Annotated in this window: 10 protein-coding genes; 7 read left to right on the plus strand and 3 right to left on the minus strand. The window is 37.6% G+C overall.

Annotated elements, in window-relative coordinates:
- Positions 1 to 3: 3 nt before the first annotated feature.
- On the minus strand, positions 4 to 1,056 hold the full coding sequence (locus tag FD46_RS03105) for an AI-2E family transporter (RefSeq protein ID WP_057895872.1): 1,053 nt from the start codon (positions 1,054 to 1,056) through the stop codon (positions 4 to 6).
- A gap of 155 nt (positions 1,057 to 1,211) precedes the next feature.
- Positions 1,212 to 2,195, minus strand: a complete 984-nt coding sequence (locus FD46_RS03110) for a LacI family DNA-binding transcriptional regulator (protein WP_057895730.1) — start codon at positions 2,193 to 2,195, stop codon at positions 1,212 to 1,214.
- A gap of 163 nt (positions 2,196 to 2,358) precedes the next feature.
- On the opposite strand from FD46_RS03110, the gene FD46_RS03115 reads away from it, so the two are divergent.
- Together FD46_RS03115 and FD46_RS03120 are read left to right on the plus strand one after the other, a co-directional pair.
- Complete coding sequence (locus tag FD46_RS03115; protein WP_057895731.1) at positions 2,359 to 3,768, plus strand: SLC45 family MFS transporter; 1,410 nt, start codon at positions 2,359 to 2,361, stop codon at positions 3,766 to 3,768.
- A 35-nt stretch (positions 3,769 to 3,803) separates the two neighbouring features.
- Complete coding sequence (locus tag FD46_RS03120; RefSeq protein WP_057895732.1) at positions 3,804 to 5,474, plus strand: glycoside hydrolase family 13 protein; 1,671 nt, start codon at positions 3,804 to 3,806, stop codon at positions 5,472 to 5,474.
- A gap of 1,195 nt (positions 5,475 to 6,669) precedes the next feature.
- On the opposite strand, the gene FD46_RS03125 is transcribed toward FD46_RS03120, so the two are convergent.
- Positions 6,670 to 8,592 (minus strand): fructose-bisphosphatase class III, encoded by a 1,923-nt coding sequence (locus tag FD46_RS03125; RefSeq protein WP_057895733.1) that lies wholly within the window; start codon positions 8,590 to 8,592, stop codon positions 6,670 to 6,672.
- Positions 8,593 to 8,861: 269 nt separating this feature from the next.
- On the opposite strand from FD46_RS03125, the gene FD46_RS03130 reads away from it, so the two are divergent.
- From FD46_RS03130 to FD46_RS03150, 5 genes are all read left to right on the plus strand, one after another.
- Positions 8,862 to 9,170: a hypothetical protein gene (locus FD46_RS03130; RefSeq protein ID WP_057895734.1), complete on the plus strand. Its 309-nt coding sequence runs from the start codon at positions 8,862 to 8,864 to the stop codon at positions 9,168 to 9,170.
- Between the two features lie 286 nt (positions 9,171 to 9,456).
- Positions 9,457 to 10,542 carry a glycosyltransferase gene (locus tag FD46_RS03135; RefSeq protein ID WP_057895735.1) on the plus strand — a complete coding sequence of 362 codons (1,086 nt, stop codon included), beginning with the start codon at positions 9,457 to 9,459 and terminating at the stop codon, positions 10,540 to 10,542.
- 555 nt (positions 10,543 to 11,097) lie between these two features.
- Positions 11,098 to 13,350, plus strand: a complete 2,253-nt coding sequence (nrdJ, locus tag FD46_RS03140; RefSeq protein ID WP_057895736.1) for a ribonucleoside-triphosphate reductase, adenosylcobalamin-dependent — start codon at positions 11,098 to 11,100, stop codon at positions 13,348 to 13,350.
- A 27-nt stretch (positions 13,351 to 13,377) separates the two neighbouring features.
- A complete protein-coding gene (locus FD46_RS03145) occupies positions 13,378 to 13,761 on the plus strand; it encodes a DUF4430 domain-containing protein (RefSeq protein ID WP_057895737.1) in 384 nt (127 codons plus the stop codon).
- Positions 13,758 to 14,297 carry an ECF transporter S component gene (locus FD46_RS03150; protein ID WP_057895738.1) on the plus strand — a complete coding sequence of 180 codons (540 nt, stop codon included), beginning with the start codon at positions 13,758 to 13,760 and terminating at the stop codon, positions 14,295 to 14,297. Before FD46_RS03145 ends, FD46_RS03150 begins: the two co-directional genes overlap by 4 nt.
- The last annotated feature ends 6 nt before the right edge of the window (positions 14,298 to 14,303 follow it).

Raw genomic sequence — 14,303 nt, forward strand, 5'->3', positions numbered from 1 at the left:
CCCTTATGATTTCAGTTTTTCTTTAATATTTTTAAGACGATTATTGTGTGTTCTGATAGGCTTTACCCCTAAAATGTCTAATAAAAATGTAAAGATCGGAATACCGACAATCAGTCCCCACACACCGAAAAGTTCTTCTGAAATAAAGAGTACCACAAAAGTATAAAAGATCGGCAGCTCAGTTTTATTAGACATTAATTTAGGATTCAAAACATAAGCTTCAATTGAATGAATTACAAAAAGCATAATAACAATGTAAACCACATAACGCACTCCGCCTACTGAATAACCAATAATGCTCATTGGGATTGCCGAGATAATTACACCCGCCACCGGAATCAGACTCATAACAAAAATCAATAGCGAGAGGCTGAATAGCTGCGGCATCTGTAAAATTGCCAGACAGATCGTTGTCAGTACTGTGTTGACAATCGCAATAATAAACTGCGTTTCAATCACAATTCCAAAAGTATTTACAAACTTTTCTGCAAAGAAATAAATATCTTGGAAAAACCATGCATTGGGGCCGCTCAAGAAGCTCTTTGAGAAACTGGACATCCTATTTCTTTCGATCGTAAAGAAAAAGCTTAAAATTAAAGATAAAACAAACGTAATTCCCATCGTACCTACGCTTGTCACATACTTCAACAACAGTGTCACTCCGTTTTTCATTTGTGCCACAATTGTTGAATCACTGATCATGTTGCTGACATATTTCAAAATCGCATTTCCATCAACAGAAGGTTGCTGATAAAAGCGAACAAGATACCGAACCATCGCTTCTGTCTGAACAAAAAGCTTTGGCAGATAAAAAGTGATTGCAAAATATAGGATTCCAATTATCAGCAAGTATACTATAGTCACAATCATAGGAGCAGGAATTTTAATATGCTTCCTGATAAAAGTGGTTAAGCTGATAACTAAAAACGTAAAAATAAACGTCAGTAAAATTAAGCTCATCATACTGCGCATCAGATACAACACAAAGATCACGACTAACAGCACAACCGTGCGCCTAAGCTTAATATTTGCCAAAAATTTTCCCCAAACTCCCAAAACCAACACACCCCGTCTTTTTTCTATTGTCCTAACTAAAAATAACATAAAAAACCTGAACGTTTCAGCTAAACGGTAAAATTTACAAAAAATAAATTTTTGTGTCGCAAGGTTCGTGCACTTATTCATCTACTTTGTGCGTTTAAAATACCTTTTTATGAGCTTTCCCGCACTTTAAGAACTGATTCTGTCAGTTTTTTATAAGCATTTTGCTTTTTATAATTTATCAAATACAAAACCCCCATGACCCCGATTTTATAAAAAGACTGGGTGATACTGGTAAGACGCGGATGTACAATCTCGCATAAATCTGTCCCATCAATCGTAACTATTGCTAAATCTTCAGGCACTTTCAAGCCAAATTCACCAGCTTGATTCATGAGCCCAATACCGACTAAGTCGCTTCCCGCAATAACTGCTGTAACTTCAGGCTGTGTGCCATATTGCTTCATGGCATTTACGCCATCATCATAAGTAAATAATCCATTAACTATCCATTCTGGATCGCAGGTCAAGTTATGTTTTGCTAAAGCTTTTTTATACCCGCTGATTCTATTTTTTGCTGTAAGCGAAACAGTGTCCAGCCCCGCAAAACCTATTTTTTTATGCCCTTTTTCAATCAAATAATCAGCAGCCAGGTAACCAATCATTGAGTTATCAGAATCTATGTACGGCATTCCTTGATTATTAGAAATTGACAGAAAAATATATGGAATTTGAGATTGAATCAGCAAAGTTTGAGATTCCTGTGAAAGATCCAAAGCCAATAGCAATATTCCCTTCACTGACCTTTCAGTGATTGTTTTAATTGCTTCGTATTGGCGCTTAGGGTCGTTCTCACCAGCATAAATGATGATAACATTCAACCCATGCTTGTAAGCTTCCTCATGAATACCATCAATTATTTGCATCGAAAAGTTAGTTTTAGTCGCCGTGATGACAACAGCCAAGACCTTGCTTGACCTGGTAACAAGTTCAACTGCTGCAGTGTTTTTACTATAACCCAATTCTTTCGCTATTCTTTTCACTTTCCTGATCGTACTTTTAGAATTGAATTCAGTTTTATTTGACAAAATTCGTGAGACAGTAGCAATTGAAACGTTTGCTTGCTTAGCAATATCTTTGATAGTTACCCCCATAACCTTTTCCCCCCAAAAAATCCATCGTAGTATCATTGTAACACATAGTTACCGTTTTTTAAGTAAACGATTACTAAGCCGTCAATAAGCCATTGCAAACGTTTTCTTTTTGTGATAGTCTTTAGTTGTTGAAGTGAGTAAATCTTTTAGAGGAGGGGTAAGTATGGTGTCAGAATCAGGTGAAGCCCGTGTTATTCCTGGCAATAACGAAAGCGTTCACAAAAAAGAAAAAAGTAAAATAGGAAAAAGCAGCGAACTTCCAAAGTTGAGGTTATCAACATTGTTTGCTATGACATTCGGTTTTTTCGGTGTTAACATGGCCTTTTCTTTGCAGTCTTCACAATTAGGACGAATTTTTCAAACAATTGGAGCTGATCCTAATAAATTAGGGTTTTTCTTCATTTTGCCGCCACTGGCTGGCATGATAATTCAACCTATCATCGGTAAATATTCTGATCGTACATGGAATCGTTTTGGTCGCCGGATGCCCTACTTATTGCTTGGTGCGCCTGCTGCAGCTATTGTTTTAGTATTGCTGCCAAACGCTGGATCGTTCGGATTCGGATATGCATCTTTTGCGGCTCTATGTTTCGGTGCCATCGCGACGCTCTTTATGGATTTGACATCTAACGTTTGTATGCAGCCTTTCAGGATGATTATTGGTGATATGGTTAATGAGAATCAGAAAGACTTGGCTTGGTCATGGCAACAATCCTTTTCTAACTTAGGCGGTGTCTTGGCTACAATGATTCCGTTTGTTTTAACAGTTTTGGGCATTTCAAATACCGCCCCAAAGGGTGAAGTTCCCCTGACAGTAAAGATTGCTTTTTATGTCGCCGCTGTAGTTTTGCTAGCCTCATCGGCATTAACTATTCTCAAGGTTCGCGAATACGATCCGGAAACATACGCAAAATACCATAATATTGATTTAGCCAGTCAACAAAAAAAAGCTCCCAGTTTAGTGCAGTTATTAAAAAACGCTCCAAGCACTTTTTGGGAAACCTCAATTGTTCAATTCTTTTCTTGGTTTGCAATCTTATATTTATGGACATATTCAACTGGAGCTATTTCACTAAATGTTTGGCATACCAGTGACCCCTCTTCTGCTGGATATCAAGCTGCCGGCAACTGGTATGGCGTTTTAACCTGTATTATGTCCGTTGCTGCCGTCCTTTGGGGAATTCTGGTTCAAGCTAGGACTAAACCAAATACTAGGAAATTCTGGTATTCATTAGGCCTTTCAACTGGCGCAATTGGCTACTTCATGATCTATTTTATCCATAATAAATGGGTAATGATTATTCCTTTTTGTTTAATCGGTATTGCCTACTTAGCCATAAATACACAGCCTTTTTCTCTTTTAACTGAGGCTTTAAACGGTCAGCATGAAGGATCTTATCTAGGATTATTTAATTGCAGTATCTGTCTGCCGCAGATTTGCGCTTCAGTTGCTAGTTTTTGGATTTTTCCATTAGTGGGCCACTCAATGCCGGCAATGTTTTTAGTAGGCGGAATTTCGCTATTATTGGCAGCAATCAGTGTCAAATTTGTACACTCAAAATTTAAAAAATAGTATAAACTATACTTAATATGGAGGTTATTTTCAAAATGAAGAATAATAACTGGTTTCAAGACTCGGTAGTCTATCAAATTTACCCTATGAGTTTTCAAGACAGCAACAACGATGGAATTGGTGATTTAAACGGGATTACTCAGCGCCTGCCATACTTAAAGAAACTTGGAGTTGACGTTCTTTGGCTGAACCCGATTTACAAGTCTCCTAATAGAGATAACGGCTATGATATTGCAGATTATAAGCAAATCAATTCTACCTATGGCACAATTAACGATTTTGATAATCTTTTAAAGGAAACACACAAACACGGAATGAAATTATTAATGGACTTGGTTGTTAACCATACCTCTGACCAGCACGTATGGTTCCAAGAAAGTAAAAAAGCTAAAGATAACAAGTATACTGATTACTATATCTGGCGTGACCCGGTTGATGGCCATGAACCCAATAATTGGAATGCTGCTTTCGGAGGCTCAGCATGGACATATGTGCCTGCTAGAAAACAGTATTACCTTCATCTCTTTGCTCCCGGCCAGCCTGATCTGAACTGGGATAATCCAGAAGTTCGCGAGGCTGTTTGGGACATTATGAGGTTTTGGCTGGATAAAGGTGTCGACGGTTTTAGAATGGACGTTATCAATTTGATTTCTAAGCCGCAAGGACTTCCTGATATCCCAGGAACCGCCACTGCCGGAACAACTTTAGGTTTTGTTGCTGACGGGCCTCGGCTAAATGAGTTCTTAAGACAGATGAACGATGAGGTTCTTTCACACTATGACGTCATGACAGTTGGTGAAATGCCGGGTTCAACTCCAAAAGATGCTATTAAATACACAGGATTTGAGAGTCATGAACTTAACATGGTTTTTCAGTTCGAGCATGTCTCACTAAGTCCTAATCCTGATGTTCGCCTCGATAAGTGGAACGATGAGCCTGTCAAACTACCAGAATTAAAGAAAGCCTTAAATCGTTGGCAAAAAGCACTTGATGGTAAAGGCTGGAATAGTCTATATTGGAATAACCATGATCAACCACGAGCCGTATCACGCTTTGGCAATGATAGTGCTGAATTCAAGGTTCGTTCAGCCGAAATGTTGGGAACCACGCTGCATATGATGCAAGGAACACCTTTTGTTTTTGAGGGTGAAGAACTGGGGATGACCAATGCTCATTACACTAGCTTAGACCAGTATGAAGATTTGGAATCAATCAATGCCTATCATGAATTAGTCGAGCAAAAGAAAATCGTTGATGGCAAAAAAATGTTAAACTATCTGGCAAATATGTCTCGCGATAACGGTCGGACTCCAATGCAATGGAACGCGGATAAAAATGGCGGCTTTTCAGCTGTTAATCCTTGGTTTGCGTTAAACCCTAATTATAAGGAATTAAACGTTGAGGAAGAATTAGACGATAAAGAGTCCGTCTTTTACTACTATCAAAAGTTGATCAAGCTGCGTCATGAAAGTGACATCATCAAATATGGACATTTTGAAGAAATTGACCCTCAAGATGCTGAAGTGTACGCTTACAAACGGAATTACAAAGGTAAGACTTTGCTGGTTATCAGCAACTTCACCGATAAAACAGTATCTCGAGATTATGATCAAGCGAATGCTGACAAGCTATTAATTTCTAATTATGGAAACGATACAGGTACAAAATTCAGAGCGTATGAAACAAGAGCATATTTGTTTGAATAATTTAAATGGGTGATAACAGGCCCTTTAAGCAACTATGATTTAATTCGACAGTAGCTGCTTTGCAAAAATAAGAAGACTGTAGGTCAGTAATAAAAACATAGCAACAAAGAAGTTGGGAAAAAATAAAGTATTATAAAAAAGTTAACTATTTTAACCAGCTTTAACATTTGGGGAAATTTCTGTATTGGACAGAAATTTCTCCATTTTTGTTCATTCGTATCGTTTAACAAATAGTCCTTCTATCACAGCTATTCTTTGGGGTGTTAGGGTTTCATTTCAGGCTTCAACATTAGGTCTTTTTGTTGGTTTAATCACTAGTATGTTACATTGCTTTAAAAATATGTAAAGTGACCTTAAACGTTTCAGCTAATTAAAAAACTTAAAAATTTATTCAAAAATAACAGTATGAAAACTGCTAAAAAATTAGCAAAGTTTATCTGCCTAAGCATTTTTCGAACATTTATAAAAGTTCCAAAATCCATAAGAAGATACTATAAGCAAAGTAGCGTTCCTGCATATGCCCACAGTCCACAAGCCTTTGTATTGATGCTGCTGAATATTTTATAATAAAAAAGCATTCACAAATTAATGTAAACACTTTCTTTTTGCATATTTTAGCATCAAATTTTGGCTTCAATTATTTAACACATTTCTTTATAGCGCCCTATTAGTATATCAATGTCGCTGAAAACTTCAGATATCAGTAAATATTATTGAATCAGCCTTCCATTCATTTCCTGTTTCATATACATTGCTTTTTAAATCTACTGCCAAGCCAACAGCAGACACTACTATTTATACCAGTATAACACTGGAAATTTTACAGCTTTAATCTACCTAGAAAAAATTCTGGATTTTCGCAACAACTACTACATTAACTTGCTCAGTAATTTTCTTGTAACTTCTTTCAAAAAGTTGTCTTCATTAAAATAACCAACACAGTTACACTCTTCAGACTTAAACCTACCAGTAGTGTTCATCAGGGTTGAACTAATAACATATGGGTTATAAGAACGCTCAACTATAACTTTTTTATCATCAAGCACTATAAAAAATTCTACTCCAAAGTCCCTTAATTCTTTCCTAAACGCTTTGAAAGCTTAAAAAATTATTTTTCATTTTAAAATATTTTGAACTAGCGTTAAAGTTCATATGTGTTCTATAAAGTACTTGTTGTTAATACTATACTCTAAATTCAGCTATCATATTCCTTCAATAACTCACGCAGCATCTGCAAGTTTTCTTTAATCTGCTTGCCAATGTCGGTATCTGCAACCGTCTGTCTTTTAATTTCCTGATTAACAACACGTTTGGTAGAAATAATATCCCGTCCATTTTTGATCGCATCTTCTCTTGAGGTAAAGGGATGATGTGTAACCAGCTGTACCCCATAAGAATTATAAAGCAAAGTATAGCCACCAATTCCAGTTGTAGGTTGATACGCCTTTGAATACCCGCCATCAATTACAATCATTTTTTTATTGGCCAAAATCGGCTGTTGTCCCTTTTTAACAGGTGTATGTCCATTAATCACGTAACCCGTTTCTGGGTCTAAAGAAAATTCAGACATCAGCTTACGGCAGAACCATTCTTCTTTACGCAATGCAAAGTAAGCATTTTTACGCTCAGTGTGTGTGTGCGGTTCTGCCACAAAATAACGCGCAAATGTTGTCATTGCATGTTTTCCAAAAAGCGGCGAAAGCGGTCCTTGCCAGAGATACCATGTCATATCGGTTGCAAAATCATCAGTTATTTCAGGATGTGCATAGGCCTTACGCAATTCTTTTTCACAAAAATCAAGTAAAGAACGTCCCTTAAATTCCTTTCCTTGGTAATTAAAGCTTTGGAATTTCCCATCTTTTTCTACAGGAATACAACCATGAAAAAGCAAGTTGCCGTTATAGCATTTATACATACTACCCTTGCGCATCAAAAAATCTAGATGACGGCGTAATTTTGCTGCATGCATGAAAGAATATAATAATGAACGGGTAATCTCTAACTCTTCAGCATTTAATTCATAAGGGTTTTGTGGATCTACTGTTGCAAAACAAGTATTTATAAGGGGATACTTGTTGCCCTCTAATAAAACTTCTTTTTTCTTCCAATCAATTTTTTCAAGCAGCGGCAGATCCTGAAGTTTAAACTCAGGCCTGCGCTGGCATAATTGTCCTTCAAGTTTAAATTGTATAATTGTTACTGCTTGGTGAATCTGGGTAATCTGTTTCTTCTCATCTGGAAGAATAAAGGAAGCATCTTCAACTGTTTTAGGCCGAAATGCAGCAATGTCTTTATAGTTTTTTTCTGCAAACATCGAAAGATGCCGCAGATTAATCCCATAAGCATCTTCGATGATAGATAGATTATTATAACGAGCACAGATCCGCAGTAGGTTCATCAAACACAAAGCAGATCCTGAGGCCGCACCCAGCCACAAAACATCGTGGTTCCCCCACTGAATATCAAGAGAATGATAGGCCATTAAAGTTTCCATTATCTTGTCCGGCGCAGGACCTCTGTCATAAATATCGCCAATTACATGCAGATGATCTACAACTAGGCGTTGAATCGTATAGCACGTTGCCGTAATGAACTTATCAGCTTGCTCGAGATCGACCAGATTCCGCAAGATCTTATTATAGTAGTTGCGTTTGTCAGGTTCCTGCTGATCATTATACAGTAATTCTTCAGTAATATAGACAAAGTTGGGATTCATCGCTTTTCTGACTTTGGATCTCGTATACTTTGTAGCAGTAATCTTCAACAACTCTATTAAACGTGCAATTGTATCCAAATACCATTGGGCAAGGCCGTCTTTTTCTTTTATATTTTCTTTTTGAAACGTAATTTTATCTTCTGGATAGTAAATCAAGGTGGCAAATCCTTGGATGTTTTTAGGAGTCAGTCTGCCCCCTAAATTTTCAATAATTTTTTGCTTAATGTTGCCGGAACCGTTTCTCAGGATATGATCAAAAGCATTATATTCACCATGCAGATCGCTGACAAAATGCTCGGTTGCTTTTGGTAAATTTAAAATTGCCTCTAAGTTGGTAATTTCAGTGATCACATCTTGCTTTGAGGGAAATTTTTCCCGCAATAATTCCTGTGTATACGACATACTTGAAATCTCCCTTGGCATATATTAACATTAAATTGTTAGCGGTACCGTAAACATTGGTACACGTTAAATATACACCATTGACAAAAAAATACCAATACATTCAAAATGAGGATTTTTGCTTATCAAAACTTACTACAGCTTAACTATAAGCAATAATAATTAATTATACCAATATATAATTATTTGTTCTTATATAATTGTAAAGCGCTTTATTAAGTGATAATGTATACCTATAATTCAACTAGATTTAAAAGGAGGATTTTCTCATGGACAATACAGTGATCGAAAAAACGGAGGCACGCGCAGGCAAAAATACCGAATGGCGGCTTTCAAATTCTGCAAATGGTCATTTTTTAGATGTTATTTTCAATAAAGATATTGAAGAAGCTATGAAACGCCAACGCAACTTTTCTTTTAACCGTTTTGAATCCGAACAGCTTAATAATTTACGGTCACTAGTAGAAGGATTGGATCATAATTACAAACTAGTTTTAGACAAAAAGACAATCGGTTCAGATTATATGCCGCTTGCAGGTAGTGATGCAAAGCCTTTATTAACAGCACTTCCAGAATAGTTTTTTAGGCTGACAATAGTTCAAGAACCAAGTATAAATAAGCAGTGAAACCCAAAACAAGTTTTCTTTTTTGGGTTTCACTGCTTATTTTCAGTTTACCTGTTTTAACCATTTTTATGTCCATTTATACTAGCAACATCCGCTGGTACATTTTCCAAAAGCAACCGATATTCTTCTTTAAAAGCCGTTTTGTAAGCGCTGTCTATAGAAAAATGTTATTATCATGGTAATTATAGGCGCTGTCTGTATCTCGGCTATGTTTCACATTAAGGAGTGAAAATTAATCATGAATATCTTAATATGTACTGAAAACCTGATAATGGATGGTGTTAAACGAGTTGCAACTGTAGTCGGCAATGAACTAGCAAAAAAACATCAGGTCTTTTATTATTCGTTATCAACGCTCGATTCATTTTTCCACTTGGAAGCGCCACTATTGTATGCTCTTCATCCCATAAACACCGGAAAAAGCTTCCGTGCTGATCATCCTCTGGAAAAATTTGCGCAACAGATTAGTGACTTGATTGCCACTATAAAAGAAAAACAAATTGATGTTGCTGTCCTTAACGCTGGACTTTTTACCAGTTTTGCTCCTTTGCTAAAACAGCATCTGCCTAAAGTAAAACTGATTTCTTGGATGCACAACAACTATGAGACTTACCATGACAGTTATTATAAGGACATGCTTCCAGAATTTATCGCAGGCTTAAATACCGTAGATGCACTTGTCGTTTTAACTGAGCATGATCTGAAAAAGTTCTCCCAGCATAATAATCAGACTTTAAAGATTTATAACCCTGTAACTCTGAGCGCAAAAAAACATTCAAATTTAACAAAACCAATCATTGCAGTAGTCTGCCGCCTAGACATTCAGCATAAAGGGATAGATCTTCTTTTGAAAGTGGGGAAGCGTTTGCCGCAGCCTTGGCAGATAAGAATTGCAGGAAACGGGCCAGAAAAAGAAAAAGTACAAACCATTATCAAGCAAGAACAGCTTTCGCATAAAGTAATTCTTACTGGTGCGCTGACTGATCAGGAATTGCAAGAACATTATCAAAATGCCTCAATTTTTGCAATGGCCTCTAGATGGGAAGGTCTTCCATTGGTAATTGGGGAAGCCATGGATTGCGGCTTGCCAATTATTAGTATGTGGAACACTGGTGCACAAGAGTACCTCCAAGGTGGAAAATTTGGAATACTGACTTCTGATCATGATGTGACAGAATTCTTTGTCAAATTATCTCCTTTATTGAAAAATATTGTCTTGCGGCAGCACTGGAGTAAAATTGCTACTCAGCGAGCTGAATCATTTCAGCTGCCTTTGATAATCAAACAATGGGAGGCACTTTTACAAAAACTGGTCTTTCAATAAAATAACCATTTAAAACTATTAACTGTCTGAGTCATTGAAACAGGTATTTTATGAACTTCAACAATCAAAACGGCTCAAGTTAATAACTGCACTTCCATCAGTACCTCTGTTTTAATCTGCAATGTACGCGTTAACATGTTTCAATAGTCAGCTTAACCGCGAATTACTCATAGTCAAAATTCAGACTGTGTTCATAATTTGCAGTTAATGCTCAAAACCTAACGACTACTGGCCCACTTTCATGTTTCCTGATTTTTTGCGTATTCTATATTAATATGTTTAATCTGCTTTTCTACTTGGAAACGACCTATTCAAAAATTCCGAATATCTGCAAACTGTTTCAATTGGATGTTCTTAAATTAAGTCGCACACAATCATTTTCTAAGCAATTACTGTAAATTGCTTTAAATCAATGTTCTTAAAAATCCTCTTTAACCTGAAACTTTGCTATCTCAAGCATTTACAGCTTTTTCAGCCTTATTTTTCCTTTTACACAATATATTGCGCCTAAATTCCATCGGTGCTACTATATATTGTGCAAAAGGAGGAAACCTTATGAATAATACAATTAATCTAAAAAAAATTACGCTCAGTAACAGCTTTATCAATACTGTAAGCAGCACCATTACACCCCACTGGGGAAAACTGGGCTGGGTAACTTATAAAAGAACTTATGCGCGCTGGCTTCCTGAAGCACAACGAACTGAGGATTGGTCGGAAACCGTCAAAAGAGTTGTTGAGGGGAACATTAATCTTGATCCGCGCTTGAAATCACCTACTTCAGCTGATTCCGTTTATCATGAGCTTACTGCAGAAGCACAAGACCTTTATAAGCTGATCTACGGCTTAGCAGCAACGCCTTCCGGCCGAAACCTCTGGATCTCAGGAACCGATTATCAGTATAGAAATGGTGATGCACTTAATAACTGCTGGTTTATTGCCATTCGTCCTCAAGCATACGGGGATAGCCACATTGTTCCTGCATACCTTAATAAGAAGCAAAAGACAGTTTCAATGCCATTTGCTTTTATGTTTGACCAACTGATGAAAGGCGGCGGTGTCGGCTTTTCTGTTGTTAAAAAAAATATTGCACAGATTCCTAAGGTTGATCGTAAAGTTGATCTCACAATTTTGATTAGTAAAAAAAGTAAATCATACAATGATTCATTAAACCTAGGAGCACTGGATCGTGATGCTTGGAATGCAAAGAATAATACTGAACAAGCTTATTGCTATAAGGTTCCCGATACAAGAGAGGGCTGGGTCTTAGCACTTGCCTGCTTGATTGATTTTCACTTTGTATCAGATACACTTCCCAAAACCAACCGTGTTGTTTTAGATATGACAGCTGTCCGGCCCCAAGGCAGCAGAATTAACGGGTTCGGGGGAACTGCTTCAGGTCCCATGCCGCTGATTGAAATGCTTCAGGATGTCAACCAGGTTTTAAATGCTGCTCAAGGAGCCAAGCTTACAGCAGTTGATTGTACAGACATCGGTAATTTAATCGGTAAAGCTGTTGTTGCCGGAAATGTACGCAGGTCGGCTGAATTAGCTTTAGGTAGCGCTGATGATCATGCCTTTATCACAATGAAACAGGATAAAGAAAAACTTTATCATCACCGTTGGGCTTCAAATAACAGCGTTGCAGTCGACTCTAAGTTTAAAGATTATGCACCGATTGCAGATTCATTAATTCATAATGGAGAACCCGGCATCGTCAACCTTGAACTGTCACAGAACTATGGCAGAAGCATTGATGGTCTTCAACCTGGTATTGATAATGATGTTGAGGGTACTAATCCTTGCGGAGAGATCTCACTCAGCAACGGAGAGCCTTGCAATCTGTTCGAAGTCTTTCCTTATATCGCACAAAAACAAGGTTGGAAACTTGAAAAAGTCTTTGGCTTGGCAGCGCGTTACGCAAAGCGAGTAACCTTTAGTAAATATGATTGGGAAATCTCACGGAATGTAATTCAGCATAACAGACGAATTGGCATTTCCATGTCTGGGATTCAAGATTGGCTTTTAACCGAATTCGGCAAAAGAGTCGTTACAGGTTTCAAAGAATTTACAGATAAACAGACAGGAGCTGTACTAAAAAAGCCGCTTTATAACTCGGCTGCCATTACCCGTGTAAACCAGTTTTACCAAGCAGTTAAACAAGAAGATCTGCAATATTCAGCAAAACTCGGCTGCCAGCCTTCATGTAAATTAACCACTGTTAAGCCTTCCGGAACAGTTGCAAAATTAGCAGGAATGTCAGAAGGAATGCATTTCCATTATGCAGGTTACCTGATTCAACGTATTAGATTTCAAAATAATGATCCGCTTCTGCCTGCTTTAAAAGCCTGCGGATATCACATAGAACCTGATGTTTATACTAAAAATACAATGTGTGTTGAATTTCCGCTTAAAGCAGTCAATGCAGACGATCCGCATTTTGCCTCTGCAGGAAATGTTTCAATTGCAGAACAATTTGCAACCCAAGCATTTCTGCAAACTTACTGGTCTGATAATGCAGTCAGCTGCACCATCACCTTTCAGCCGCAGGAAACAAAACAGATCGCCAAGCTTCTTTACCAATACCGCTTTATTACTAAGTCGACTTCCATGCTGCCTTATAGCGGTGGAGAATTTAAACAGGCGCCTAAAGAACCGATCAATAAGGAAGTTTATGAAAAAATGCAAAACCGGATAACCGGAGATGTTGCACGCGTTTTTGCGCAGCAAAATAATAACCATGATCAAAAGGATGCAACGCTAGTGGCACAAAGCGATTGTGCCAGTGGAGCTTGTCCTGTTAGGTAAAATCAGCAAAAAAGGGAGTAAGGATAAATGTTTAAAAAAATCAGCAAATTTTTATTAGTATTATTCAGTTTAGGTGCGCTGTTCAGCTATGAAAATTCCAACCCAGTTCATGCTGCAGCTTCGGCAAAGAAGATCGCAGTTACATACCAGCTTAAAAACAGTAATCGCACCTTTGCGCATAAAAAAATAACGCTCAAAGCGCATTCGTCTGTATTGAGCGGCTTGAAAAAATCATGGCATGTCCAAGAAAAAAAGGGTTTTGTTACTAAGATTGATAAGCACAGTCAAAACGCTAAAAAAAGTAAGTACTGGACATATTCTGTAAACGGCAAGGCAGCCACAAAGGGAGCCTCAAGTGAGAAATTGGCTAACCATGATAAAGTTGTTTTTAATCTCAGTACAGAAAAATGAAACGGCCAAGGTGCCTTCATTCGAGTCAAAAAGCTGATCTGCACAAGATCACTCTGATTGCTCTGCTCAGTGCGCTTTGCGTAGCCACCAGAATCATTAAAGTACCTGTGCCGAATGTTCAGCCTGTCACCGATATTTTAATAATGACTACAATATTTTTGGGGCTCAGTTACAGCTTACCGCTTGCTGTTACTACGATACTTCTTTCAAACCTGATTCTGGGATTCGGCTTTTGGACATTCCCTCAAATAACTGCTTATATACTGGTTGTTATGACAATTGCACTGCTGGAAAAATTACTCCCAGTAAAAAACAATGTTATGCTGCAAACATTCTTAAGTGTCCTGATGGGTTTTGAATACGGCTTGATCGTCAGTTTGGGAATGTCAGTTTTTGGCGGTCTGTCATTTTTTTGGGCATATTATCTCAATGGAATACTCTTTGATACCTACCATGCGCTGGGCAACTTTTTCTTTTATCCTTTACTGTACCAGCCTTTGAAAAAGTTGACGGCACATTATCTGGCTACAAAATAAAGGAGA

Source organism: Liquorilactobacillus oeni DSM 19972, from assembly GCF_001436275.1.
Lineage (GTDB): Bacteria > Bacillota > Bacilli > Lactobacillales > Lactobacillaceae > Liquorilactobacillus > Liquorilactobacillus oeni.

What these genes read in the sequence shown, in the direction of transcription:
- FD46_RS03145 (WP_057895737.1), top strand. Translation starts at nt 13,378, where the DNA reads ATGTTTAAAAAAATCAGCAAATTTTTATTAGTATTATTCAGTTTAGGT.
- FD46_RS03135 (WP_057895735.1), top strand. Translation starts at nt 9,457, where the DNA reads ATGAATATCTTAATATGTACTGAAAACCTGATAATGGATGGTGTTAAA.
- nrdJ (WP_057895736.1), top strand. Translation starts at nt 11,098, where the DNA reads ATGAATAATACAATTAATCTAAAAAAAATTACGCTCAGTAACAGCTTT.
- FD46_RS03130 (WP_057895734.1), top strand. Translation starts at nt 8,862, where the DNA reads ATGGACAATACAGTGATCGAAAAAACGGAGGCACGCGCAGGCAAAAAT.
- FD46_RS03150 (WP_057895738.1), top strand. Translation starts at nt 13,758, where the DNA reads ATGAAACGGCCAAGGTGCCTTCATTCGAGTCAAAAAGCTGATCTGCAC.
- FD46_RS03110 (WP_057895730.1), bottom strand. Translation starts at nt 2,195, where the DNA reads ATGGGGGTAACTATCAAAGATATTGCTAAGCAAGCAAACGTTTCAATT.
- FD46_RS03115 (WP_057895731.1), top strand. Translation starts at nt 2,359, where the DNA reads ATGGTGTCAGAATCAGGTGAAGCCCGTGTTATTCCTGGCAATAACGAA.
- FD46_RS03120 (WP_057895732.1), top strand. Translation starts at nt 3,804, where the DNA reads ATGAAGAATAATAACTGGTTTCAAGACTCGGTAGTCTATCAAATTTAC.
- FD46_RS03125 (WP_057895733.1), bottom strand. Translation starts at nt 8,592, where the DNA reads ATGTCGTATACACAGGAATTATTGCGGGAAAAATTTCCCTCAAAGCAA.